The sequence below is a fragment of the Streptomyces sp. NBC_01571 genome (genome assembly GCF_026339875.1).
GTDB lineage: Bacteria > Actinomycetota > Actinomycetes > Streptomycetales > Streptomycetaceae > Streptomyces.
On record NZ_JAPEPZ010000001.1, the window covers coordinates 3,574,615 to 3,596,780 of the forward strand.

Genomic DNA, 22,166 nt, shown 5'->3' on the forward strand with positions numbered 1-22,166 from the left:
ACTGATACCAGCTCCGGTCCGAGGAGTCCACGGGCCGGAGGCAACGGCACAACGGTTGGTTCGGGCACCCATTGGAATGCGTTCTAGTTATAGTGACGGCACGACGGCGATTGGTGGGAGCCCATGACACAGGTGACCGATCACGGCGGGGGCGTACGGTCGCTCAGGGTCCCCATCCCCGACAACCCTCTCGGCACCACGCTGGTCCACGTCGTCGACACCGACCGGGGCCCCGTACTGATCGACACCGGCTGGGACGACCCGGCCTCCTGGGACGTCCTCACCGCCGGCCTCGCCGCCTGCGGCATCCCGGTCGCCGAGGTGCACGGCGTGGTCATCACCCACCACCACCCCGATCACCACGGCCTGTCGGGCAAGGTGCGGGACGCGTCCGGGGCATGGATCGCGATGCACGCGCTGGACACCGAGATCGTACGGCGGACCCGGGAGCACAAGGCCGAGCGCTGGTTCGCCTACATGGCGGACAAACTCGAGGCCTGCGGCGCACCCGAGGAGCACGTGGCGCTGCTGCGCGCGGCGCGCACGGCCCGGCGCTCGGGCAGCCTGCCCCAGTTCTCCCCCGCGCTCCCCGACCGCGAGATCGTCCCCGGCGAACTGCTCGACCTGGCCGGCCGCCGGCTGCGCGCGATCTGGACCCCGGGCCACACACCCGGCCACGTCTGCCTGCACCTGGAGGAGGCGCACCCCGCCGGACTGCCGGGCCACGGCCGCCTGTTCTCCGGCGACCACCTGCTGCCGCGGATCACCCCGCACATCGGCCTGTACGAGGATCCGGACGACGTCACCGTCGCCGATCCGCTCGGGGACTACCTCGATTCCCTGGAGCGCGTGGGCCGCCTCGACCCCGCCGAGGTGCTGCCGGCCCATCAGCACGCCTTCACCGATGCCCCCGGCCGGGTCAGGGAGTTGCTCACCCACCACGAGGAGCGCCTCACCGGTCTGCTCACCCTCCTCGCGACCCCCCTGACCGCCTGGCAGCTCGCCGAACGCATGGAGTGGAACCGGCCCTGGGAGCAGATCCCCTTCGCCTCCCGGAACATCGCCGTCTCGGAGGCCGAGGCCCACGTCCGCCGTCTGGTGAAACTCGGCCGCGCGGAGGCCGTCCCGGGAAGCGGTCCGGTGACGTACGTGGCGGTCTGAGCCGCCCGGCGCGGCCCGCGTCCGCCGTGCGTCAGCAGTCCCCCGCCGCGTAGTCCAGCCCCTCCTCGTACGGCATGGCGCGGCCCTCTTCGTACGCCCTCTTGTACGCGGTGTCGCCGATCTCGGCGCGGATGCGGTGTTCGTGGGAGCGGCGGTTGGCGAGCAGGTCGGGTGAGTTCATCTGCGCGCGGCCGGCGAGTTCCCAGACCCGCTCGCCGATACCGAGGAGCCGGGCCGCGCGAGGTCCGTCGCCGGCCGCGAGGACGGCGGCGGCCAGGACCTCCAGCGCCATGGCCGTGCCCACGGTGTTGTGCAGCAGGGCGTGCCCAGCCGGCGCGGTACGGGCGTTGCCGACCGCCGCGCGGACCTCGCCGCGGGCCAGGTCGGTCTGCGCGAGGACCGTGTCGGCGAAGGCGGCCGCCCAGGACTCCCCGCACGCCGCGCCGGCCTCGCGCGTCTCCTCGGCCACGACGCGGGCCCGCCCGTACTCGCCCCGCAGCAGGTGGGTGAACGAGAGGGCCACCCTGACCTGGAGCTGGGCGGCCCCGAACCCGTCCGGTCTGATCGGCAGCCGGGGCGTGGCGGACAGCACGTCGACCGCCTCGGCCAGCCGGCCGCTCAGGGCCAGCTGACCTCCCGTGAGGTACGCGGCGGCCACCACGGCCACCGGGTCGGTCTGCTCGTCCGCCGCGTCCGTGCAGCGTTCCGCCCAGTGGGCCGCGACCGCGAGATCGCCCTGCAGCAGGGCCACCGCGCCCCGCGCCCACAGTGCGCGGGTGCGGTCGGGTCCGGGCTCCGGGTCGGTGGCGAGCACGAGGTCCAGGCAGTGCTGGGCGTCGCGCGGATAGCCGCAGTGCCGCCACAGGAACCCGACGTCCGCCGCCATGCCCAGGGCGATCCTGCTGTCGGGGTCGGTGAGCGCACAGTCCATCGCGGCACGGAGGTTGGCGTGTTCGGTGAGGGTGCGTTCGCACCAGGCCACCTGCCGTCCGGTGTTCCACTCGGCGCGGCCCTGGCGGGCCAGCCGCCGGAAGTGGTCGCGGTGACGCAGGCGCAGGGCGTGCTCCTCGCCGAGGGCGCGCAGCCGGTCGGCGCCGAACTCGCGTACGGTGTCGAGGAGTCGGTAGCGCTCGGGGTCGGTGCGGTGGCGTTGCACGATGGACTGCTCGACGAGCCGGTCCAGCAGTCCGGGGATCCGTCCGGCGGGCAACGGGCCGCCCACGCAGACCGCCTCGGCGGTGCGCGCGCAGAAGCCGTCCGCGAACACCGAGAGCCGGGCCCACAGCAGCCGCTCCAGCGGCGCGCAGAGCTCGTGACTCCAGCCGATCGCCGTGCGCAGGGTCCGGTGACGCGGCTCTCGGCCGCCGTCGGGCGGCGCGCTGAGCAGGTCGAGCCGGGAGGGCAGTCGTTCGCCCAGGTGGCCGTGGAGCTGGGCGAGGGAGAGTTCGCACAGCCGGGCGGCGGCCAGTTCGAGGGCGAGCGGGATCCCGTCGAGGCGGCGGCAGACGGACTCCACCGTGGGCCGGTTGGTGTCGTCGAGGGCGAAGCCGCCGGCCGCGACGGCCGCGCGCTCGGCGAACAGGGTCACGGCGTCGTCGGCGACCGGCAACGGGTCCAGCGGCAGGACGAGTTCGCCGGGCAGTGCGAGCGGCTCCCGGCTGGTGACGAGGATCCGCAGTCCGGGGAGGGCGGGCAGCAGGGTCTCGACGAGGGCTGCGCAGTCGGCGAGGACGTGCTCGCAGGAGTCGAGCGCCAGCAGCAGCCGTTTGCCCCGAGCCCAGTCGGCCACCACGTCGGCGACCGGGCCGGTCGACTGGTCGGCGAGCCGCAGCGCCTCCACGACGGCGAGGCCGACCAGGCCGGCGGTGCGCAACGGGGAGAGTTCCACCAGCCAGACGCCGTCGGGGTACGCGTCCTGGACGCGGGCCGCCGCCCGCAGCGCGAGCCGGGTCTTGCCCACCCCGCCGACCCCGACGACGCTCAGGAGCCGGTGGACACCCGCCGCTGGGTCCAACTCCTGCTCCAGCCGGGCGAGTTCCTCGCGCCGTCCGACGAAGCCGCGCGTCTCGGTCGGCAGGTCGCCGGACCGGCCGCCGGTCGTCCCGTCCTCCGCACCGCCCCGCGAACCGCCGGCCGGCCCTCGGGCCCCGCCGCCCCCGGCACCACCCACAGCACCGCCCGTCACCCCGCCGGCCGCCTTGTCGGACACACGACCAGTCTGACCGGATCATGGCCGTGCCCGGCCCCTGTCGCCGGACTCGGACGAGAAGCCGTCCACATCGGCTCGCTTCCGGACACTTTCCGACACCACACGGTCAACTCCGCGCGAACGGGGCGGTTCCTAAGGGCTGTCCCGTGATCCCCGGCGGGCGCACGACGACAGCCACGGCACCTCGCCGCGTTGTCGGATCGCCCGAACACACCCAGTACGAGGACGACCCTCCGCCTTGCGATGCACCGCATCCGACGCCGCGCGCTGATCCACCGGGGATCACGGGAAAGCCCTTAGAGGGCGAGCGTGCGGACCAGGTCCTCGGCGTCGCCGAGGAGCCGCACCTCACGTCGGCTCATCGTCGGATTGGCGGCCCGCCGCCGCACGGCCTCCGTGAGACCGTCCCGCGTCACCTGGTCCGTGTTCGCGTCGAGCATCGCGGCCAGTGTCTCCCCGGCCACCCCGGCCTGCGCCTCGTCGCCGACGGCGACCTGCGCGAGGATCACCGCGGACATGCCCCAGTCGAGGCCGGGCGGACCCTCCTCGGCGTCGGCCCAGTCGATGACCTTCGGACCGTCCGGGGTCAGCATCACGTTGTCGGGATGCAGGTCCAGGTGCAGCACCCGGACGGCGGGGTCGGCGGAGAGCCGCGCGGGCACGGCGTGCAGCTTGCGCAGCAGCCGGGCCAGGGTGAGCCCGGCCTCCTCTGCGGAGAAGAGCCCCGCTCCGAACGCCTCCAGCATGGTCGGCCCCGTCAGCCGTTCCATCACCAGGTCGCCGCGGGTCGCGGCCCGTATCCCCGGTACCGGATAGCCGTGCCGGCGTACGTGTTCCATCACCGTGGCCTCGGCCGTCGCGTCGCCCCAGCCCTCCCGGTTCCGCCGCAGCACCCACGTCTCGTCGATCTCGTAGACATCCGCCGAACGCCCCGAGCCGAGCAGTCTCCCCGTCCGCATGAGCCGAACCTAGCCGGTCGTGGGCCCCGCCCCACAGGCGGCGCCGGGGCGATTCCTACGGGCCGGTAGAGTGAGCGCGTCGTCATCACGCCCGTACGGGAGGAAGCCGGTTCAAATCCGGCGCCGACCCTGTCCCCGAGCCCTCGGCTCCGTCCGAGCGGGGAGACCCCGATCCGTGAACCGCCCGGCCGGCGGAGCCGGATCACCACGCCCGCGGACGTGAACGACTCGTGCCATCGGCAGCCCGCCGGTGGCCGGCACCGTCGAGGCACACGGAGCCGGAGCCGCTCGGGGCAGCCTGCGCCCGGTGCTGCCCGGCCCCGCAGGGAGAGTCATGATCGTTCGCCGCACCGCCGCGGTACTGGCAGCCACCGTCGTGATCGGTACGGCCCTCGTCCCGGCCGCCGTGGCCGACAGCTCCTCCCCGTCCCCCACCGCGTCCCGGGCGATACCCTCCGGCCTCTTCGGCAGCGCCGACCCCACCTACGACGGCGTGTGGCGGCAGTCCCTCGCCCTGCTCGCCCAGCACACGGTGGGCGAGCGGCCCGCGCCCAAGGCCGTCGACTGGCTGGCCGGACAGCAGTGCGCGAACGGCGCGTTCGCCGCGTACCGCGCCGACGCGGCGGCCCCGTGCGACACCAGGACCATGGTCGACACGAACAGCACCGCGGCGGCCGTGCAGGCCCTCGCCGCGCTCGGCGGGCACGACGGCGGGACGCGCAAGGCCGTCGGCTGGCTGAAGTCCGTACAGAACAAGGACGGCGGCTGGGGCTACACGGCGGGCGGGGCGAGCGACGCGAACTCCACGTCCGTGGTGGTCGGGGCGCTGGCCGCGGCCGGCGGGACGCCCGGGGACGTGAAGTCCAGGACGGGCAGGTCGCCGTACGACGCGCTGGTGAAGCTGTCGGTCGCGTGCGACGGCAAGGGCGCCGACGCGGGCGGCTTCGCCTACCAGCCGGACAAGCGGGGCGCGCTGGCCGCCAACGCGGACGCCACGGCCGCGGCGGTGCTGGGATCCCTCGGCAAGGGGCTCGTGACGACGGCCGGGAAGGCCCTCCCGCACGGCAACACCTGCGAGAAGGCGGACACCTTGACCCCCGCGCAGGCCGCGGGCAACGGCGCCTTCCACCTCGCCCACCTGCTGCACGACACCCCGTACCTGAAGTCGGCGATGCCCGGCGCCAAGGACCGGCCCGACTACGGCAACACCGCGGACGCGGTCGTCGCGCTGGCCGCCCAGGGCGGGATCGCGGAGACGAAGAAGCCCCTCGCCTGGCTGGAGAAGAACTCCGGTCCCTGGGCGACGGCATCCGGTCCGGCCGCCTACGCCCAGCTGATCCTCGCCGCCCACGCGACCGGCACGGACCCGCGCGCGTTCGGCGGCACCGACCTCGTCGAGCGGCTCGGCGCGACGGGTCCGGCCGCCCAGGCGTCCGGCCCGGCGGCCTCCGCCGACGCGAACGACAACAACCAGAAGGACCAGAAGAAGGACGACGGCAAGGGCGTCAACGTCTGGTGGATCATCGGTGTCGGTCTCGTCGGCGGCATCGGCATCGGCTTCCTGATCAGCGGACGCTCGAAGAAGCAGCAGCCGTGAGCCGGCGCCGCACGACGGCTCCGGCCCTGCTCCTCGTCCCCCTGCTCCTCGCCCCGCTGCTGCTCGTCCTCACCGCGGCCGGGCCGGCGCAGGCCGTCGGCTACCGTTACTGGTCCTTCTGGGACCGGACCGGCAGCACCTGGACGTACGCGACGCAGGGCCCGTCGACCGCGCGGCCGTCCGACGGGGACGTCGAGGGTTTCCGCTTCGCGGTGAGCGAGGACTCGCAGGACGCCTCGAAGCCGCGCGGGAACGCCGACTTCGCGTCCGTCTGCGCCGGCACCGGGGCACGGGCGGGCACCAAACGGGTGGCCCTGGTCCTCGACTTCGGCACGGCGGCCGACGCTCCCTCCGGAGAGACGCCGCCGGCACCGCGTACGGCCTGCGCCCGCGTCCCCTCCGACGCGACGGCGGCGGACGCACTGGCCTCGGTGGCCAAGCCCCTCCGCTACGACACCAACGCCCTGTTGTGCGCCATCGCGGGCTACCCGCGAACCGGCTGCGGCGAGCAGGTCTCGGCCCCGCACGAGCCGACGGCCTCCGCCCGCCCCCGGTCCGGGGCACCCCGCCACGGCCCGTCGGCGGGCCTGCTCGCGGGCCTCGCCGCGGTGGTCCTCCTCGGCGCGGCCGCGATCTGGCAGGCCCGCCGCCGCCGGGGCTGAGCCGGGGTGACCAGGATGACGACAGGCAACGGGGAACGGGGCACCGACCCGGACACACCCGGTGCACCCGTCACCGCCGCCGCGGCCTGCGCCCGGCCGATCCGGCTCCCCCGGGCGGAGTCCGGCTCCTCCGCGCCCGCCGTGCCCGCCATGCGCGCCGCACCCGCCGTGCCGGACGACGGCCGTGGCGGGCGTCGGCGGCCACGTCGCACCCGCGCGCCGCAGGCGCACCGCGGCAACGCCCTGCACCCCGGAGCCTGGTGGATCTGGGCCCTTGGCCTGGGCACCGCCGCCTCCCGCACCACCAACCCGCTGCTGCTCGCGCTCCTCGTCGGCACGGCCGGATACGTGGTGGCGGCACGCCGCACCTCGGCCCCCTGGTCCCGCTCGTACGGCGCGTTCGTCAGACTCGGTATGGCCGTGCTCGGCATCCGTCTCGCCTTCGCGGTCCTCCTCGGCTCCCCCGTCCCCGGCTCGCACGTCCTCGTGACGCTCCCCGAGGTCCCCCTCCCGCACTGGGCACAGGGCATCCGTATCGGCGGCCGGGTCACCGCCGAGGGCCTGGTCTTCGCGCTCTACGACGGCCTGAAACTGGCCACGCTCCTCATCTGCGTCGGCGCGGCGAACGCCCTCGCGAACCCGGCGCGGCTCCTGAAGTCCCTGCCGGGCGCGCTCTACGAGGCGGGTGTCGCGGTCGTCGTCGCGCTGACCTTCGCACCGCACCTGATCGCGGACGCGCAACGACTGCGCGCCGCCCGCCGGCTGCGCGGCCGCCCCGACCGTGGCCTGCGCGGACTGCTACAGGTCGCCCTCCCGGTCCTGGAGGGCGCGCTGGAGCGTTCGGTCGCGCTCGCCGCGGCGATGGACGCGCGCGGCTACGGCCGGACCGCCGAGGTGGCGCCCGCCGTCCGCCGCACCACCGCCGTCCTGACGCTGGGCGGGCTGGTCGGCGTCTGCGCGGGCACGTACGGGCTGCTGACCGCCGAGGGCGACGGTTACGGACTGCCCGTGCTGCTCGCCGGGCTGGCCGCGGCGCTGGGCGGCCTGTGGCTGGGCGGCCGCCGCTCCCCGCGCACGCGCTACCGCCCCGACGTGTGGGGCGCGCGGGCGTGGCTGGTGGCCGGGTCCGGCGTCGCCGTCGCCGCCGGACTGATCGTCAGCGCCGCGTACGACCCCGTCGCGCTGCGCACCGGTGTCGTCCCCCTGGTGGCCCCGGCCCTTCCCCTGTGGCCCGCGGCCGCCGTGCTGCTCGGTCTGCTGCCCGCCTTCGTCGCCCCCGTTCCCGGACGGCCCCGCTCACCCGGGAAACGTCCGGCCGCCCAGGAACCCGCCGCCCCCGAGGAGCCCTCATGATCCGCTTCGAGGATGTCTCCGTGACGTACGACGGAGCGGCCGGACCCACCGTCCAGGGCGTGGACTTCGAGGTGCCCGAGGGAGAACTGGTGCTGCTCGCCGGGCCCTCCGGAGTCGGCAAGTCCACCGTTCTCGGTGCGGTCGGCGGTCTCGTCCCGCACTTCACGGGCGGCACCCTGCGCGGCCGTGTCACGGTCGCCGGCCGGGACACCCGTACCCACAAGCCGCGCGAACTCGCCGACGTCGTCGGCACGGTGGGCCAGGACCCGCTGTCCCATTTCGTGACGGACACGGTCGAGGACGAACTCGCCTACGGCATGGAGTCGCTGGGCCTCGCACCCGCGGTGATGCGCCGCCGCGTCGAGGAGACCCTCGATCTGCTGGGCCTCGCGGACCTGCGTGACCGGCCGATCGCCACCCTCTCCGGCGGCCAGCAGCAGCGGGTCGCCATCGGCTCGGTCCTCACCCCGCACCCTCGGGTCCTGGTCCTCGACGAGCCCACGTCCGCCCTGGACCCGGCCGCCGCCGAGGAGGTCCTCGCCGTCCTGCAGCGCCTCGTCCACGACCTCGGCACGACCGTGCTGCTGGCCGAGCACCGCCTCGAACGCGTCATCCAGTACGCCGACCGCGTCGCCCTCCTCCCCTCCCCCGGCACCCCGCCGCTCCTCGGCACCCCGGCCGAGATCATGGCCGTCTCCCCGGTGTACCCGCCGGTGGTGGACCTGGGCCGGCTGGCCGGCTGGTCCCCGCTCCCGCTCACCGTGCGCGACGCGCGGCGCAGGGCGGGAGCGCTGCGCGAACGGCTCGCGGAGTTCACGCCGGCGGCGCCGTCGGCACCGGGGCTTCTCCCCCCGCCGGGTGCCCCCGCCGACGGGCCGCCCCAGCGTCCCCGGTCCCTCCCGCCTGTCCGTCGGCGTCCGCGTCTCCTCCGCGGGCGTACCCCCGATTCCCCGGCGGCGCCCGCACCCGCCGCCGTCGTCGAGGGCCTCGCCGTGCGCCGCGGTCAGGTCGACGCGCTCCGGCGCGTGGACCTGACCGCCGCCCCCGGGGGGATCATCGCGCTGATGGGACGCAACGGAGCAGGCAAGTCCACCCTGCTCGGCACACTGGTGGGACTGGTCGAACCGGCCGCCGGTTCGGTCCGGGTCGGGGGCGCGGTCCCGCACCGGACGGCGCCCCGGGACCTGATCCGGCGCGTGGGTCTCGTACCGCAGGAGCCACGGGATCTGCTGTACGCCGACACGGTCGCCGCCGAGTGCGCCGCGGCCGACGCCGACGCGGGCGCCGAGGCCGGTACCTGCCGGGCGCTGGTCTCCGCGCTGCTGCCCGCGATCACCGACGACACCCATCCCCGGGACCTGTCGGAGGGACAGCGGCTGGCGCTGGCGCTGGCCGTCGTCCTGACGGCCCGCCCCCCGCTGCTGCTCCTCGACGAACCGACCCGGGGCCTCGACTACGCGGCGAAGGCCCGGCTGGTCACCATCCTGCGCGAGCTGGCCGCCGAGGGGCACGCCATCGTGCTGGCCACCCACGACGTGGAGCTCGCCGCCGAACTCGCGCACCGCGTGGTCGTCCTCGCGGACGGCGAGGTCGTCGCCGACGGCCCGACCGCCGAGGTGGTCGTCGCGTCCCCGTCCTTCGCCCCGCAGGTCACCAAGGTGCTGGCCCCGCAGCCATGGCTCACGGTCGCCCAGATCAGGGACGCGCTCGCAAGGGACGCGCTCGCATGACCGCGCCCGGCGCCCCCCGGCGCACCGCACCGCACCAGCCGCAGGTCCGTGCCGTCCGTCTCGGCCCCCGCTCCCTCGCCGCCCTCTGCCTGGTGAGCGTCATCGGCGTCGCCGGATTCGGCTGGCCGCTCTTCGCGGACCCCGCCTCCCAGGTCGGCACCCACGCGCAGGACGCCCCCTGGCTGTTCGCGGGGCTGCTCGTCCTGCTCGTCGCGGTCGTGGCCGCGACGATCTCCGAGTCCGGTCTCGGCCCGAAGGCGGTGGCCATGCTCGGCGTGCTGGCCGCGACCGGCGCCGCCCTGCGGCCGATCGGGGCCGGGACCGCCGGGATCGAGCCGATGTTCTTCCTGATGGTGCTGAGCGGACGGGTGCTCGGACCGGGGTTCGGGTTCGTGCTCGGGTCCGTGACCATGTTCTCGTCCGCGCTGCTCACCGGCGGGGTGGGGCCGTGGATGCCGTTCCAGATGCTCGCCATGGGCTGGTTCACCATGGGCGCCGGGCTGCTGCCCGGACCGGACCGGCTGCGCGGGCGCGCCGAGCTGTCCCTGCTCGCCGTGTACGGGTTCCTGGCCGCCTTCGCGTACGGCACCGTCATGAACCTGGAGGGCTGGCCCTTCATGAGCGCGCTGGCCTCGAGCGTCGCCTTCGACCCGCACGCAGGCGTCCCCGCGAACCTGGCCCGCTTTCTCGCGTACTGCGTGGCCACCTCGCTCGGCTGGGACCTGGGCCGGGCCGTGGTGACGGTCGTCCTGACGCTCACGCTGGGCGCGCCGCTCCTCAGGGCGCTGCGCCGGGCCACGCGGCGGGCCGCCTTCGAGACGCCGGTCACGTTCGACCCCCGCTGAGCTGCGGCGCCCGTCACACCGGCCGGACGCGCTCCGCACATCCGTGTGCGCGCTGCGCGAGGTGGAGAGTGAAGCAGCCCACAGGGCGTTGGTCACATCCGAGGCGCGATAGTAGTGATTTCCAGTGTCATGGACGCGTCCTCGTGCCCTCTGACCTGGGGTTTGAGAGCCAGATCACATAAGGCACTTTCTCCCCTGATGCGACCACCACTAGTAAAAGGGGGTCATTGCGGACGGGCCTCGAGCCTGTTTCTCTGAAGCCGTCGCGAGGCGCCGACGAACCCACCCGGGTCGCGGCACCGGCGTACGCAGCCACCACGCACCGCGTGGTTCCGGCCTACCGCGACGTTCGTGTCCCCGAAGAAACAGGTTCTCAGTGTCCGTCTCCTTCATCCGCCGCATCGCCTCTCCGAAGAAGGTCCTCACCACTGCCGCCGTGGCCACCGCCACCGTCGGCATGGCTCTGGCCGCGGCTCCCGCCCAGGCCGCCACCACCTCGGCCTCCTCCGCCCAGTCGATCGCGCACGAGATGATCCCGGACGCCGCGCAGTTCACCGCCTTCAGCAAGATCGTCGAGCGCGAGAGCGGCTGGAACCCCAGCGCGACGAACTCCGCGTCCGGCGCCTACGGTCTGGTCCAGGCCCTGCCCGCGTCGAAGATGTCGTCCGCCGGCTCCGACTGGAAGACCAACCCCGCCACCCAGATCAAGTGGGGTCTGGACTACATGAACTCCCGCTACGGCAGCCCGGTCGGCGCCTGGAGCTTCTGGCAGGCCCACAACTGGTACTGAGCGACCCCCACCGCACGTGAAGGCGGCGGCCCCCGATCCCCGGGGCCGCCGCCTTCGCCTGTCATGGGCCAGGGGCGAGGGTCCGGTACGTCAGCGGTACGCCCGTACGTCCTCCGAACGTGCTCGGAGCCGGGAGCGCCCAGGCGAGCGGGCCGCTCCGGCGCAGCCGCTACCGCACCGGTCCGGTGGCGGGTCCCCCACGAGTGCGGTGAGCAGCGTGCAGGCCGCTCCGGCGAGTCCCCGCCGCGCACGCCAACCGGTCCGTTCCTCCCGCGTCCTGCGCGTGTCGTCACTCCTGCGTCCCGCAGGTGCCGGCACTTCTGTCGGCGGCGCCACGGGTTCGTTTCGCGGGGCATCCGAGCGTGCGCGGCGGTCGTCTTCCATGGACGGGAGCCTTCCTTGGGCTCACCCGGCTTCCGACGCCCGCGGGGCTCCGGGCAGACTTCGTCGGAGCAGTCCCATGACCAGGAGGATCACGCATGATCACGCTCACGAAGGAAGACGGCCCGGCGGACCTCGACGGGGTGACCCATCTGTCCATCGGGGTGTCCTGGGACCCCACCGCCGGATCGAGCGGCGGACTGATGGGGAAGCTCCGCCGGCAGGCCGGCACCGACCTCGACCTGATAGCGATCGCGATGCAGGGCCCGGACCCGGTGCGGCTGGCGGGCCTGGACTCCCTGGACCCGCTGGGCAACGGCTCGTTGGTGCACAGCGGTGACAACCAGACCGGCCGCGGCGACGGCGACGACGAGACGGTGACCGTCGAGTTCGCCCGGGTGCCGGCCAACGTCACGTCGATCGTGTTCGTCGCCGCCGCGTTCAAGAAGAGCAGTTCCTTCCAGAAGGCGCGGAACATCAGCATCAAGGTGTACGACGCGACCGGGGGCACCACCCAGCAGGTCGCCGACATCTGGCCGAGCCTGCTCAGCAACGACAACGGCTGCGCGGTGGCCAAGGCGATAAGGGTCGGCAATGTCTGGAAGCTGGAGGTGATCAACCAGACGGGCCGGATCAAGCAGGGTGACGAGCGGGACCTGATGCGCTTCGCGGTGAACAAGTAGGGGTACGAGCAGGGACACGTCCAGGACATGGGGGCTGACTCGTACGTCAGCCCCCACCCGGCACGCCGCCGGGCGCCCCGGCTACAGCCGCTGAATGATCGTCCCGGTCGCCAGTGCCCCGCCCGCGCACATGGTGATGAGGGCGAACTCCTTGTCCCTGCGCTCCAGTTCGTGCAGTGCCGTCGTGATCAGGCGCGCTCCCGTGGCCCCCACCGGATGCCCGAGGGCGATCGCGCCGCCGTTCACGTTGACCTTCTCCAGGTCCTGTTCGAAGACCTGGGCCCAGCTCAACACCACCGAGGCGAAGGCCTCGTTGATCTCGACCAGGTCGATGTCACCGAGCGACATGCCGGCCTTGCCGAGTACGGCCCGTGTCGCGTCGACGGGTCCGTCCAGGTGGAAGTGCGGGTCGGCGCCGACCAGCGCCTGGGCCACGATCCGGGCCCGCGGCCGCAGCTTCAGTGCCCGCGCCATCCGCTTCGAGGCCCACATGATCGCGGCGGCTCCGTCCGAGATCTGCGACGAGTTGCCCGCCGTGTGGACGGCCGTGGGCATCACCGGCTTGAGGCGCGACAGCGCCTCCGCCGACGTGTCGCGAAGCCCCTCGTCGCGGTCGACGAGTCGCCACATGCCCTGCCCGGCGCGCTGTTCGTCCTCCGTCGTGGGGACCTGCACGGCGAACGTCTCCCGCTTGAAGCGCTCCTCCGACCAGGCCACGGCCGCCCGCTCCTGCGAGACGAGACCGAGCGAGTCGACGTTCTCGCGCGTCAGCCCCCGGCGACGGGCGATCCGCTCCGCCGCCTCGAACTGGTTGGGCAGGTCCACGTTCCACTCGTCGGGGAACGGCTTCCCCGGGCCGTGCTTGGACCCCGAGCCCAGCGGCACCCTCGACATCGCCTCGACGCCGCAGGAGATGCCCACGTCGATCACCCCCGCCGCGATCATGTTGGCGGTCAGGTGCGAGGCCTGCTGCGAGGAGCCGCACTGACAGTCGACGGTCGTCGCGGCGGTCTCGTAGGGCAGGCCCATGGTGAGCCACGCCGTGCGCGCGGGGTTCATCGACTGCTCCCCGGCGTGCGTCACCGTGCCGCCGACGATCTGCTCGACACAGTCGGCGTGGATGCCGGTGCGGCCGAGGAGTTCACGGTAGGTCTCGCCCAGGAGATAGGCGGGGTGGAGATTGGCGAGCGCGCCGCCGCGCTTGCCGATGGGGGTGCGTACGGCTTCGACGATCACGGGTTCCGCGGCCATGGGGCTAGGTCCTCTCCTCGCTGACCCGCGCAGCGCGGGGCGTCCCGGCCCACCCACCGCGCCGAACTAGAACGTGTACTAGTTCTCCGTGCAGTCTGCTGAGCGGAGCCCCCGTGCCGCAAGGGGCGTGCAGGCCCCGAAGTCGCCATCCGGGCCGTCTCCGCGCTCAATTGAGGGTGCCGCACCCCTTGCGACTTGTAGAACCCGTTATTACCTTCACGGCAATTCCCTTTTTCTGATGGGTCGTCAGGCCATCGGAGACTCGGCCGTCGGAGCACGGCCGCCGGAACACCGTCGCCACAACAGAACGCGTGAGACCTGGAGTTGCCGATGCCCTGTCCAGCGCTGCCCGACGGGTTCGACTTCACCGACCCCGACCTGCTCCACCACCGTGTGCCCCTGCCGGAGTTCGCCGAGCTGCGCCGGGCCGAACCGGTCCGCTGGATACCCCAGCCGCCCAACCTGGCCGGCTTCCAGGACGAGGGCTACTGGGCGGTGACCCGGCACGCGGACGTCAGGTACGTCTCCACGCACCCGGAGCTCTTCTCCTCGTCCCTCAACACCGCGATCATCCGCTTCAACGACCGCATCGAGCGCGACGCGATCGAGGTCCAACGGCTGATCCTGCTCAACATGGACCCGCCCGAGCACACCCGCGTCCGCCAGATCGTGCAGCGCGGTTTCACCCCCCGGGCCATCCGGGCGCTGGAGCAGCGGCTGCGTGACCGCGCCCACACGATCGTCGAGGGCGCGCGTGCCCGCTCCGGGCCCTTCGACTTCGTCACCGAGGTCGCCTGCGAACTGCCCCTCCAGGCGATAGCCGAGCTGATCGGCATCCCGCAGGACGACCGGGTCAAGATCTTCGAGTGGTCCAACCGGATGATCGCGTACGACGACCCGGAGTACGCCATCACCGAGGAGGTCGGCGCCGAGTCGGCCACCGAACTCATCTCGTACGCCATGAACATGGCCGCGGACCGAAAGCAGTGCCCCGCGAAGGACATCGTCAGCACGCTGGTGGCCGCCGAGGACGAGGGCAACCTCGGTTCCGACGAGTTCGGCTTCTTCGTGCTGATGCTGTCGGTCGCCGGCAACGAGACCACCCGCAACGCCATCACGCACGGCATGCACGCGTTCCTCACCCATCCCGAGCAGTGGGAGCTCTACAAGCGCACCCGTCCGGCGACCACCGCCGAGGAGATCGTCCGCTGGGCGACCCCGGTGGTCTCCTTCCAGCGCACGGCGACCCAGGACACCGAGCTCGGCGGCAAGCTGATCAGGAAGGGCGACCGGGTCGGCCTCTTCTACGCCTCCGCCAACCACGACCCCGAGGTGTTCGCGAACCCCGACGAGTTCGACATCACGCGTGATCCCAACCCGCACCTCGGCTTCGGCGGCGGAGGCCCCCACTACTGCCTCGGCAAGTCCCTGGCCGTCCTGGAGATCGACCTCATCTTCCACGCCATCGCCGACGCGATGCCGGACCTCGCCCTGGTGGGCGACCCGCGCCGGCTGCGCTCCGCGTGGATCAACGGCGTCAAGGAGCTCCAGGTCGACGCCGGCTGACCCCGGCACCGTCTCGGGCCGACGGCCTCCCGGCGTCCGTCGGCCCGTCCCGCGGGAGGCAGGGGCAGCCCCCTACGCTCCGCCCCTGCCTCCCCCGAGGGCCGGGCCCGGGACCGCTACGCGCGCGCCGGAGATCGGCGCCGGAGCAGCGCCGGACCAGCGCCGGATCAGCCCGCCGTACGACCCGCCGGGCTGTCCGCGGGGCTGTCTGCCGGGCTGTCCGTGCGACGGCCTTCCGGGCTGCCGGCGGCACTCCCCTGACGGCCTGGCCGGCTGCCTGCGGCACTCCCCGCGGGACCGCCTTCCGGGCTGTCCGCGAGGCCGGCACCCGGACTGGCCACCGGACTGCCCGACGCCTGGGCCGGCACCTTCGCGCCGCCCTCCACCGCCCGCGTCAGCGGCCGCGGCCTCGGGCCCTGGAGGAGGTAGGTCAGGCCGAAGCCCGCGGCGACGACCGCCGCGCCGCCCACCGCGTCCAGCACCCAGTGGTTGCCGGTCGCCACGATCGCCGAGACGGTGAACAGCGGGTGCAGCAGACCGAGCGCCTTCATCCACCACTTGGGCGCCAGGATCGCGATCACCAGTCCGCACCACAGGGACCAGCCGAAGTGCAGCGAGGGCATCGCCGCGTACTGGTTGGTGAGCGCGGTCAGCGTGCCGTAGTCCGGCTTGGAGAAGTCCTGCACCCCGTGCACGGTGTCGATGACGCCCAGCCCCGGCATCAGGCGCGGCGGGGCCAGCGGATAGAGCCAGAAGCCGACGAGCGCGAGCAGCGTGGCGAAGCCGAGTGCCGAGCGCGCCCAGCGGTAGTCGCCGGGACGGCGGGTGTAGAGCAGGGCGAGGACGGTGAGCGGGACGACGAAGTGGAACGACTCGTAGTAGAAGTCGAAGAAGTCCCGCAGCCACTCGACCTTGAACACCGCGTGGTTGGCCCAGTGCTCGATGTCGAGGTGCAGGAGCCGCTCGATGGAGAGTATCTGGTCGCCGTGGTGCTCGGCGGTGGCCCGGCCGCCCGCGTTGGTGCCGCCCGTCGCGGCCAGCCTGACCTGCTGGTAGGCGGAGTAGCCGACGCGGATCAGCAGCAGTTCGAGCAGCAGGTTCGGGCGGGTGCGGACGCGGCGGAGGAAGGGCAGCAGCGGCACCCGCTTCCATCGGGTGGGGACGGGCTCCGCGTAGTCCGTGGGGATCGGCGCCCGGTAGTACTCCGAGGTGCGGGAGAGGAACGGCACGACCGTGACGGCGGCGAGCGCGGCGAGCAGCACCACGTTGTCGCGCAGCGGGTAGACCGCCGCCATGTTCGGCAGCATCATCTTCGCGGGCAGGGTCATGACGAGGACGACGGCGACGGGCCACATGGCGCGGTCCGAGGCCTTCCTGCCGACCCGGCCGACCAGCGCGAGCAGGACCCACAGCAACTGGTGCTGCCAGGTGGTGGGCGAGACGGCGACGGCGACGCAGCCGGTGATCGCCACGGCCAGGAGCAGCTGCCCGTCCTTGGCGTAGCGCACGGCACGGCGCAGGCCCAGGACCGCGACTCCCGCGCCGAGCAGCAGGAACAGGCCGATCTCCAGCGGGCCGTTGAGGCCGAGGCGCAGCAGCGCGCCGTGCAGCGACTGGTTGGTGAGGTCGTCGGCGTCCCGGCCGAGCCCGACGCCCGCGAGGTGGTGCACCCAGTACGTGTGGGAGTCGTGCGGCATCGCGGCCCAGGCGAGGGCGGTGCAGGCGACGAAGGTCAGCGCGCCGGACACGGCGGCGCGGCGGCGCCCGGTGAACCAGAGCAGCGGGGCGAAGAGCAGCACGGTGGGCTGCAGTGCCGCCGCGAGGCCGATCAGGACGCCGCTCGCCCGTTCCCCGCGGACCGTGAAGCAGGCCAGCAGGACGAGCAGGACCGGGATGATGCTGGTCTGGCCGAGGTAGAGGGCGTTGCGCACCGGCAGCGACAGCATCAGCAGGCTGATGGCCACGGGTGCGGCGAGCAGTGAGGTGCGCCGGCTCACGGGCTGCGGCAGGGCGCGCGCCGCGACCACGCCGAGCGCGACGACCAGCGACAGGCTGCCGAAGGTCCATCCCCAGCCGAGCCCCTGTTCGGCGGCGCGGGTGAGGGGCTTGAGGACGAGTCCGCCGAAAGGTGTTCCGGTGAACTGCGTCGAGTCGTACAGCGATCCCTTCACATGAAGGACGCCCTCGGGCCCGACCCAGGTCTCAAGGTCGGTCAGCCGTTCCCCTTTGGGGGTGCTCAGGACGACGGCGACCTGTCGCACCGCGAGGACCGCGGCGATCAGCCACAGCCCGATACGGATCGTGCGTAGCCGCGCCTTCGCCGATTCCGCCGCCCCCGCCCCCGCCCCCGCCCCGAAGGCACCACCCGCTCGCCCACCGTGCTCCACATTCGCCACGCCCCGTCGGCCCTCCCGCCCCGTTCGTCCCACGTATCCCGTGCGCCGGTGTCTGTCCGGACCCTAAGAGGCTCGCACTGCCCCCGTGGAAGGACGCAGGCAACCCCCTCTTCACCTGACGTCCCCCCGCCTTTTGTCCGGATGACGATAGTGCGGGATCGGTTCGGTTCCCCCCTCGGTCCGCGACATGGATCACATTCACCCGCGACAAAGGTCACAGACAGGCCACTCGAAGCCGGCGTCCGCCGGGTCCGTCGCCCCTGCGCACACGGTGTTTGCGCACGTTGCGCGCAAGACCGGCCACGGCACGTGACGCACGAGAGCGACCCTATGGTCGCTTTTTGGTCTGTCCCGGGTCATCCCGCGGGGCGGACCACGTCCTTGTCCCCGTCGAAAGGCAGGCGAGCGGAATCTTGCCCTCCGTCACTCCCGTCGCTCCCGTCGCTCCCGTCCCTCCCGTCCGGCTCCGGCCCCCCGCGCCGACGGAGGTCACCGTCACCGACCCCGCCCTGGTGAAGCGCGCCGTGAAGGCCGCCGCCCTCGGCAACGCGATGGAGTGGTTCGACTTCGGTGTCTACAGCTACATCGCGGTGACGCTGGGCAAGGTCTTCTTCCCGTCCGGCAACCCCACCGCGCAACTGCTGTCCACCTTCGGCGCGTTCGCGGCGGCCTTCCTGGTCCGCCCGCTGGGCGGCATGGTCTTCGGACCGCTGGGCGACCGCATCGGCCGCCAGAAGGTCCTGGCGCTCACCATGATCATGATGGCGGCGGGCACCTTCGCGATCGGTCTGATCCCGTCGTACGCGACGATCGGCGTCGGCGCTCCCCTGCTGCTGCTCGCGGCCCGGCTGGTGCAGGGCTTCTCCACCGGCGGCGAGTACGCGGGCGCCTCCACCTTCATCGCCGAGTACGCGCCCGACAAGAAGCGCGGCTTCTTCGGGAGCTGGCTGGAGTTCGGCACGCTCGCCGGATACATCGGCGGCGCGGGCCTGGTCACCCTCATGACCGCCTTCCTGTCCACCGAGGACCTGCTGGCCTGGGGCTGGCGCGTGCCGTTCCTGATCGCGGGCCCGATGGGCGTCATCGGCCTGTATCTGCGGATGCGCCTGGAGGAGACCCCGGCGTTCGCGGCGGAGCTGGAGAAGGCCTCGAAGAAGGAGAAGGACCGCCCCAAGGTGCCGCTGCGCGTGATGCTCGCCGGCCAGTGGCGCGCGCTGCTGCTCTGCGTCGGCCTGGTGCTGGTCTTCAACGTCACCGACTACATGCTGCTGTCGTACATGCCGAGCTATCTGACGAGCGAGCTGAAGTACGACGAGACGCACGGCCTGCTGGTCGTCCTCGGTGTGATGGCGCTGATGATGATCGTGCAGCCCTTCGCGGGCGCGCTGACCGACCGGATCGGCCGCCGCCCGGTGATCGCCGCCGGATGCGCCGGGTTCCTCGCGCTGTCCGTCCCGGCCATCCTGCTCATCCGCCAGGGCAGCCTGCTCGCGGTCGCGCTCGGCATGGGCGCGCTGGGTCTGCTGCTGGTGTGCTTCACCTCCGCGATGCCGGCCGCCCTGCCCGCGCTGTTCCCGACGAAGGTCCGCTACGGCTCGCTCTCCATCGGCTTCAACGTGTCCTTCTCGCTCTTCGGCGGCACGACGCCGCTGGTGGTCACGGCGCTCATCGGGGCGACCGGGAACATGATGATGCCCGCCTACTACATGATGGCCGCGGCCGTGATCGGCGGCGTGGCGGTGTGGTTCATGTCCGAGTCCGCGGGCCGGCCCCTGCCGGGTTCCGCGCCGGCCGTCGAACCCGGCACCCGGCCCGACGCCGGACCCGGCGCCCCCCGCGCCACCGGGGCGGACGCCTGACCCGTCTCCGCCGATCGGCCGGTGTCACCCCCGCGCACGGAGGATCACTCCGTCATGCGGCTGACAAGCGCGGGCGGCGCGACTAGATTCGTCGGCGAAACTAGTTAGCGCTTCTAACTAGGCATACGAAAGGCATGGTGCATGAGCGAGTCGCAGTTGTGGAACGACGTCGACGACTACTTCACCGCCCTCCTCGCCCCCGCCGACGAGACCCTGACCGCCGCGCTGCGCGACAGTGACGCCGCCGGGCTTCCGAAGATCAACGTCGCGCCGAACCAGGGCAAGCTGCTCCAGCTCCTCGCCCGGATCCAGGGCGCGCGCCGCATCCTGGAGATCGGCACCCTAGGCGGCTACAGCACGATCTGGCTGGGCCGCGCACTGCCCGCCGACGGCCGGCTGGTGACCTTCGAGTACGACGCCACCCACGCCGAGGTAGCCCGCCGCAACCTCGCCCGCGCCGGCCTCGACCGGATCGCGGAGGTGCGGGTGGGTCCCGCGCTGGAGTCGCTGCCGAAGCTGGCCGAGGAGAACCCCGAGCCGTTCGACTTCGTCTTCATCGACGCGGACAAGGTGAACAACCCGCCCTACGTGGAGTGGGCCCTCAAGCTCACCCGCCCCGGCAGCCTGATCGTCGTCGACAACGTCGTGCGCGGCGGTCACGTGGCCGACGCCGGCAGCACCGACCCGAGCGTGCGGGGCACCCGGGCCGCGCTGGAACTGATCGCCGCCCACCCCAGGTTGAGCGGTACGGCGATCCAGACGGTGGGCAGCAAGGGGTACGACGGGTTCGCGCTGGCCCGGGTCCTCGACTAGGGCACCGGTCCCGCTCCCCGGGCTCTACCGCTCGTGGTAGAAGCCCACGTTCACGCTCTGCGGGCCGGTGCGGTCGAAGATGACGATCTCTCCGGAGCTGCCCGCGGGGAGCTGCGCCGTCCCGCCGTACGCGACGGACTGGGTAGGCATCCCGGCGAAGGTCAGCCGGACCTCGGAGGAGGGGTCCGGCCGGGAACCGTGCAGCCAGGTGACCTGCCAGGAGCCCTCCGGACCGCACAGGAACTCCAGGTGGACGCGGGAGACGAACAGCCAGTCGTCGGGGGTGGCGAGCCGGCACACGGTCCGGTCCCGGCCCACCCGCAGCACGGCGCCGGGGTCGCTCGGTGCGTCGGCCATCAGCATTCCGGCCGTCGCACCCGCGTCCGCCCCGGTGACCGAGGCCATGGTGAGTTCGAGCACGTGCGCTCCTTCGCGTGCCGGTGATTCGTCCCACCGGTTCAATCGTCCTGGTACCGGGCGTGGTTGACGCGCCGCCGCCGCATGATAATTCGCCCGATCGTCCGCTCGGGCGTCCTCCGGCACAATGGACGTATGACCGAGCGCAAGCCACCCGGCGTCAGCTTCGAGTCCTGGGTCGACCGGCAGATCCGCGAGGCGGAGGCACGCGGTGAGTTCACGGACCTCCCCGGCGCGGGAAAGCCGCTGCCCGAGGTGACCGACACGTCGTACGACGAAATGTGGTGGATCAAGCGGAAGATGGCCCGTGAGGGCCTGTCGGTGCTGCCCCCGACGCTGGCCCTGCGCAAGGAGGCCGAGGACGCGCTCGCCGCGGCGTCAGCGGCGCCCTCGGAACGGGCCGTGCGCCGGATCGTCGAGGACATCAACGCCAAGATCCGCGAGGTCATGTTCAAGCCGCCGCCGGGGCCTCCCCTCGGCCTCAAGCCCTATGACGTGGACGAGATCGTCCGGGACTGGCGCGAGCGCCGGGCCGGGTGACCCCGTCGACGCGTGAGGCCGCGCCCCGGAACATGGTCCGGGACGCGGCCTCACGATCGCCGTGCGGTGCCGCTCAGAGGTGCAGCAGGCGGTCCGTGACCTCACGGTAGTCCCGCAGGGCCAGGCGCAGCTGCTCGGTGTCGGACGCCTCGTCCGCACCGGCCTGCTCCCAGGACGTGCGCAGCGTGCGCCGACGCCGGGCCATCGCGTCCGTGAACTGCGCCGTGAGCTCCTCGAGGACATGGTCGGCCTCCTCGACGGACGCCCGCGGACCGTCGACGAACCCGCCGACCGCGTGCCGCATCCGCAGCGCGAACTTGTCGCACGCGTCGTGCGACAGCAGCGTGGTGTCGTCCGCTCCGGCGGCGCCGTTCTCACCTGCCGTGCCGGGGGCGTGCGCGCCGGTGCGGGCGGGCTCGCGGGAGCCGTCTCCGGCGCGCCCGGCGGCCGCGGCCGCTGTCCCGGTCCCGGTCCCACGGGAGCCCTTGGACTCACGTGTGGTGGTCGCCTCACGCGAGGTGGTGCCCTCACGGGAGCCCAGGGGGACCGGTGTGCGCGGCGTCATGGCGTGCTCGCCGGTGGTGGATGCGGCCCGGTCCGGTGTCTCACGGTGATCGTCCGCGGTCGCGCCGGACGGGGCCGCAGTCTGACGGGAGGGAGCGGGGAAGGGAGTGCGCGCGGCCGTGCCACGCTCACCGGGGCCGGCTGCCCGGTCCGCGGTGTCGCGGTGGGTGTCCGCGGCCTCGCGGCCACGGTTGCGCTCGTCCCCTCGTACCGCCGTGCCCTCGGTCTTCTCGGCCTCGGTCTTCCCTGTCGTCTCGTGCTGCGGGTCTGTCGTCTCGTGCTGCGGGGTGGTCCCGTCCCTCGGGGTCCGTGCGGCGGGTGTCGCCTCCGTGTCGCCCTTCAGTACCTCGCGGCGGGTCGCCGTGTCCTTGGCTTCGTCCGGTGTCATGT

18 protein-coding genes are annotated in these 22,166 nt (G+C 73.0%); 12 read left to right on the plus strand and 6 right to left on the minus strand.

Annotated elements, in window-relative coordinates:
• Window positions 1–123: 123 nt before the first annotated feature.
• A complete protein-coding gene (locus tag OHB41_RS16125) occupies window positions 124–1,161 on the plus strand; it encodes a Strvi_7410 family MBL fold metallo-hydrolase (protein WP_266698888.1) in 1,038 nt (345 codons plus the stop codon).
• Window positions 1,162–1,192: 31 nt separating this feature from the next.
• Here OHB41_RS16125 and OHB41_RS16130 read toward each other — a convergent pair whose 3' ends face one another.
• Window positions 1,193–3,370: an ATP-binding protein gene (locus OHB41_RS16130; protein ID WP_266698889.1), complete on the minus strand. Its 2,178-nt coding sequence runs from the start codon at window positions 3,368–3,370 to the stop codon at window positions 1,193–1,195.
• 296 nt (window positions 3,371–3,666) lie between these two features.
• Window positions 3,667–4,329: a phosphotransferase gene (locus OHB41_RS16135; protein WP_266698890.1), complete on the minus strand. Its 663-nt coding sequence runs from the start codon at window positions 4,327–4,329 to the stop codon at window positions 3,667–3,669.
• 334 nt (window positions 4,330–4,663) lie between these two features.
• Between OHB41_RS16135 and OHB41_RS16140 the strand changes: the two genes are divergently transcribed.
• The 7 genes from OHB41_RS16140 (at window position 4,664) to OHB41_RS16170 (ending at window position 12,370) form a co-directional block, all read left to right on the plus strand.
• The gene (locus tag OHB41_RS16140) at window positions 4,664–5,926 is read left to right on the plus strand and encodes an SCO2321 family membrane protein (protein ID WP_266698891.1); all 1,263 of its coding nucleotides are present in this window, start codon (window positions 4,664–4,666) and stop codon (window positions 5,924–5,926) included.
• A complete protein-coding gene (locus OHB41_RS16145; protein ID WP_266698892.1) occupies window positions 5,923–6,588 on the plus strand; it encodes an SCO2322 family protein in 666 nt (221 codons plus the stop codon). The genes OHB41_RS16140 and OHB41_RS16145 overlap by 4 nt, the downstream gene beginning before the upstream one ends.
• A 150-nt stretch (window positions 6,589–6,738) precedes the next feature.
• The gene (locus tag OHB41_RS16150; RefSeq protein ID WP_266705896.1) at window positions 6,739–7,941 is read left to right on the plus strand and encodes an energy-coupling factor transporter transmembrane component T; all 1,203 of its coding nucleotides are present in this window, start codon (window positions 6,739–6,741) and stop codon (window positions 7,939–7,941) included.
• The gene (locus OHB41_RS16155; RefSeq protein WP_266698893.1) at window positions 7,938–9,671 is read left to right on the plus strand and encodes an ABC transporter ATP-binding protein; all 1,734 of its coding nucleotides are present in this window, start codon (window positions 7,938–7,940) and stop codon (window positions 9,669–9,671) included. Before OHB41_RS16150 ends, OHB41_RS16155 begins: the two co-directional genes overlap by 4 nt.
• Entirely contained in the window at window positions 9,668–10,516 is an 849-nt protein-coding gene (locus tag OHB41_RS16160) for an ECF transporter S component (protein ID WP_266698894.1), read from the plus strand. The genes OHB41_RS16155 and OHB41_RS16160 overlap by 4 nt, the downstream gene beginning before the upstream one ends.
• 376 nt (window positions 10,517–10,892) lie before the next feature.
• Window positions 10,893–11,306, plus strand: a complete 414-nt coding sequence (locus tag OHB41_RS16165) for an aggregation-promoting factor C-terminal-like domain-containing protein (RefSeq protein WP_266698895.1) — start codon at window positions 10,893–10,895, stop codon at window positions 11,304–11,306.
• A gap of 479 nt (window positions 11,307–11,785) precedes the next feature.
• On the plus strand, window positions 11,786–12,370 hold the full coding sequence (locus OHB41_RS16170; protein WP_266698896.1) for a TerD family protein: 585 nt from the start codon (window positions 11,786–11,788) through the stop codon (window positions 12,368–12,370).
• Window positions 12,371–12,451: 81 nt separating this feature from the next.
• On the opposite strand, the gene OHB41_RS16175 is transcribed toward OHB41_RS16170, so the two are convergent.
• Window positions 12,452–13,621: a steroid 3-ketoacyl-CoA thiolase gene (locus OHB41_RS16175; RefSeq protein ID WP_266698897.1), complete on the minus strand. Its 1,170-nt coding sequence runs from the start codon at window positions 13,619–13,621 to the stop codon at window positions 12,452–12,454.
• Between the two features lie 330 nt (window positions 13,622–13,951).
• Between OHB41_RS16175 and OHB41_RS16180 the strand changes: the two genes are divergently transcribed.
• Entirely contained in the window at window positions 13,952–15,187 is a 1,236-nt protein-coding gene (locus tag OHB41_RS16180) for a cytochrome P450 (RefSeq protein WP_266698898.1), read from the plus strand.
• Window positions 15,188–15,354: 167 nt separating this feature from the next.
• Here the strand turns inward: OHB41_RS16180 and OHB41_RS16185 are convergent, their stop codons facing one another.
• A complete protein-coding gene (locus OHB41_RS16185) occupies window positions 15,355–17,583 on the minus strand; it encodes a bifunctional glycosyltransferase 87/phosphatase PAP2 family protein (RefSeq protein ID WP_266698899.1) in 2,229 nt (742 codons plus the stop codon).
• A 413-nt stretch (window positions 17,584–17,996) separates the two neighbouring features.
• Between OHB41_RS16185 and proP the strand changes: the two genes are divergently transcribed.
• Window positions 17,997–19,442 (plus strand): glycine betaine/L-proline transporter ProP, encoded by a 1,446-nt coding sequence (gene proP / locus OHB41_RS16190; protein WP_323138377.1) that lies wholly within the window; start codon window positions 17,997–17,999, stop codon window positions 19,440–19,442.
• A gap of 141 nt (window positions 19,443–19,583) precedes the next feature.
• Window positions 19,584–20,255 (plus strand): O-methyltransferase, encoded by a 672-nt coding sequence (locus tag OHB41_RS16195; RefSeq protein WP_266698900.1) that lies wholly within the window; start codon window positions 19,584–19,586, stop codon window positions 20,253–20,255.
• 24 nt (window positions 20,256–20,279) lie between these two features.
• Here OHB41_RS16195 and OHB41_RS16200 read toward each other — a convergent pair whose 3' ends face one another.
• On the minus strand, window positions 20,280–20,675 hold the full coding sequence (locus OHB41_RS16200) for a hypothetical protein (protein ID WP_266698901.1): 396 nt from the start codon (window positions 20,673–20,675) through the stop codon (window positions 20,280–20,282).
• A gap of 132 nt (window positions 20,676–20,807) precedes the next feature.
• Between OHB41_RS16200 and OHB41_RS16205 the strand changes: the two genes are divergently transcribed.
• Window positions 20,808–21,212, plus strand: a complete 405-nt coding sequence (locus tag OHB41_RS16205; RefSeq protein ID WP_266698902.1) for a DnaJ family domain-containing protein — start codon at window positions 20,808–20,810, stop codon at window positions 21,210–21,212.
• A gap of 73 nt (window positions 21,213–21,285) precedes the next feature.
• Here OHB41_RS16205 and OHB41_RS52625 read toward each other — a convergent pair whose 3' ends face one another.
• Complete coding sequence (locus tag OHB41_RS52625; protein WP_526024917.1) at window positions 21,286–22,164, minus strand: hypothetical protein; 879 nt, start codon at window positions 22,162–22,164, stop codon at window positions 21,286–21,288.
• Window positions 22,165–22,166: the final 2 nt, after the last annotated feature.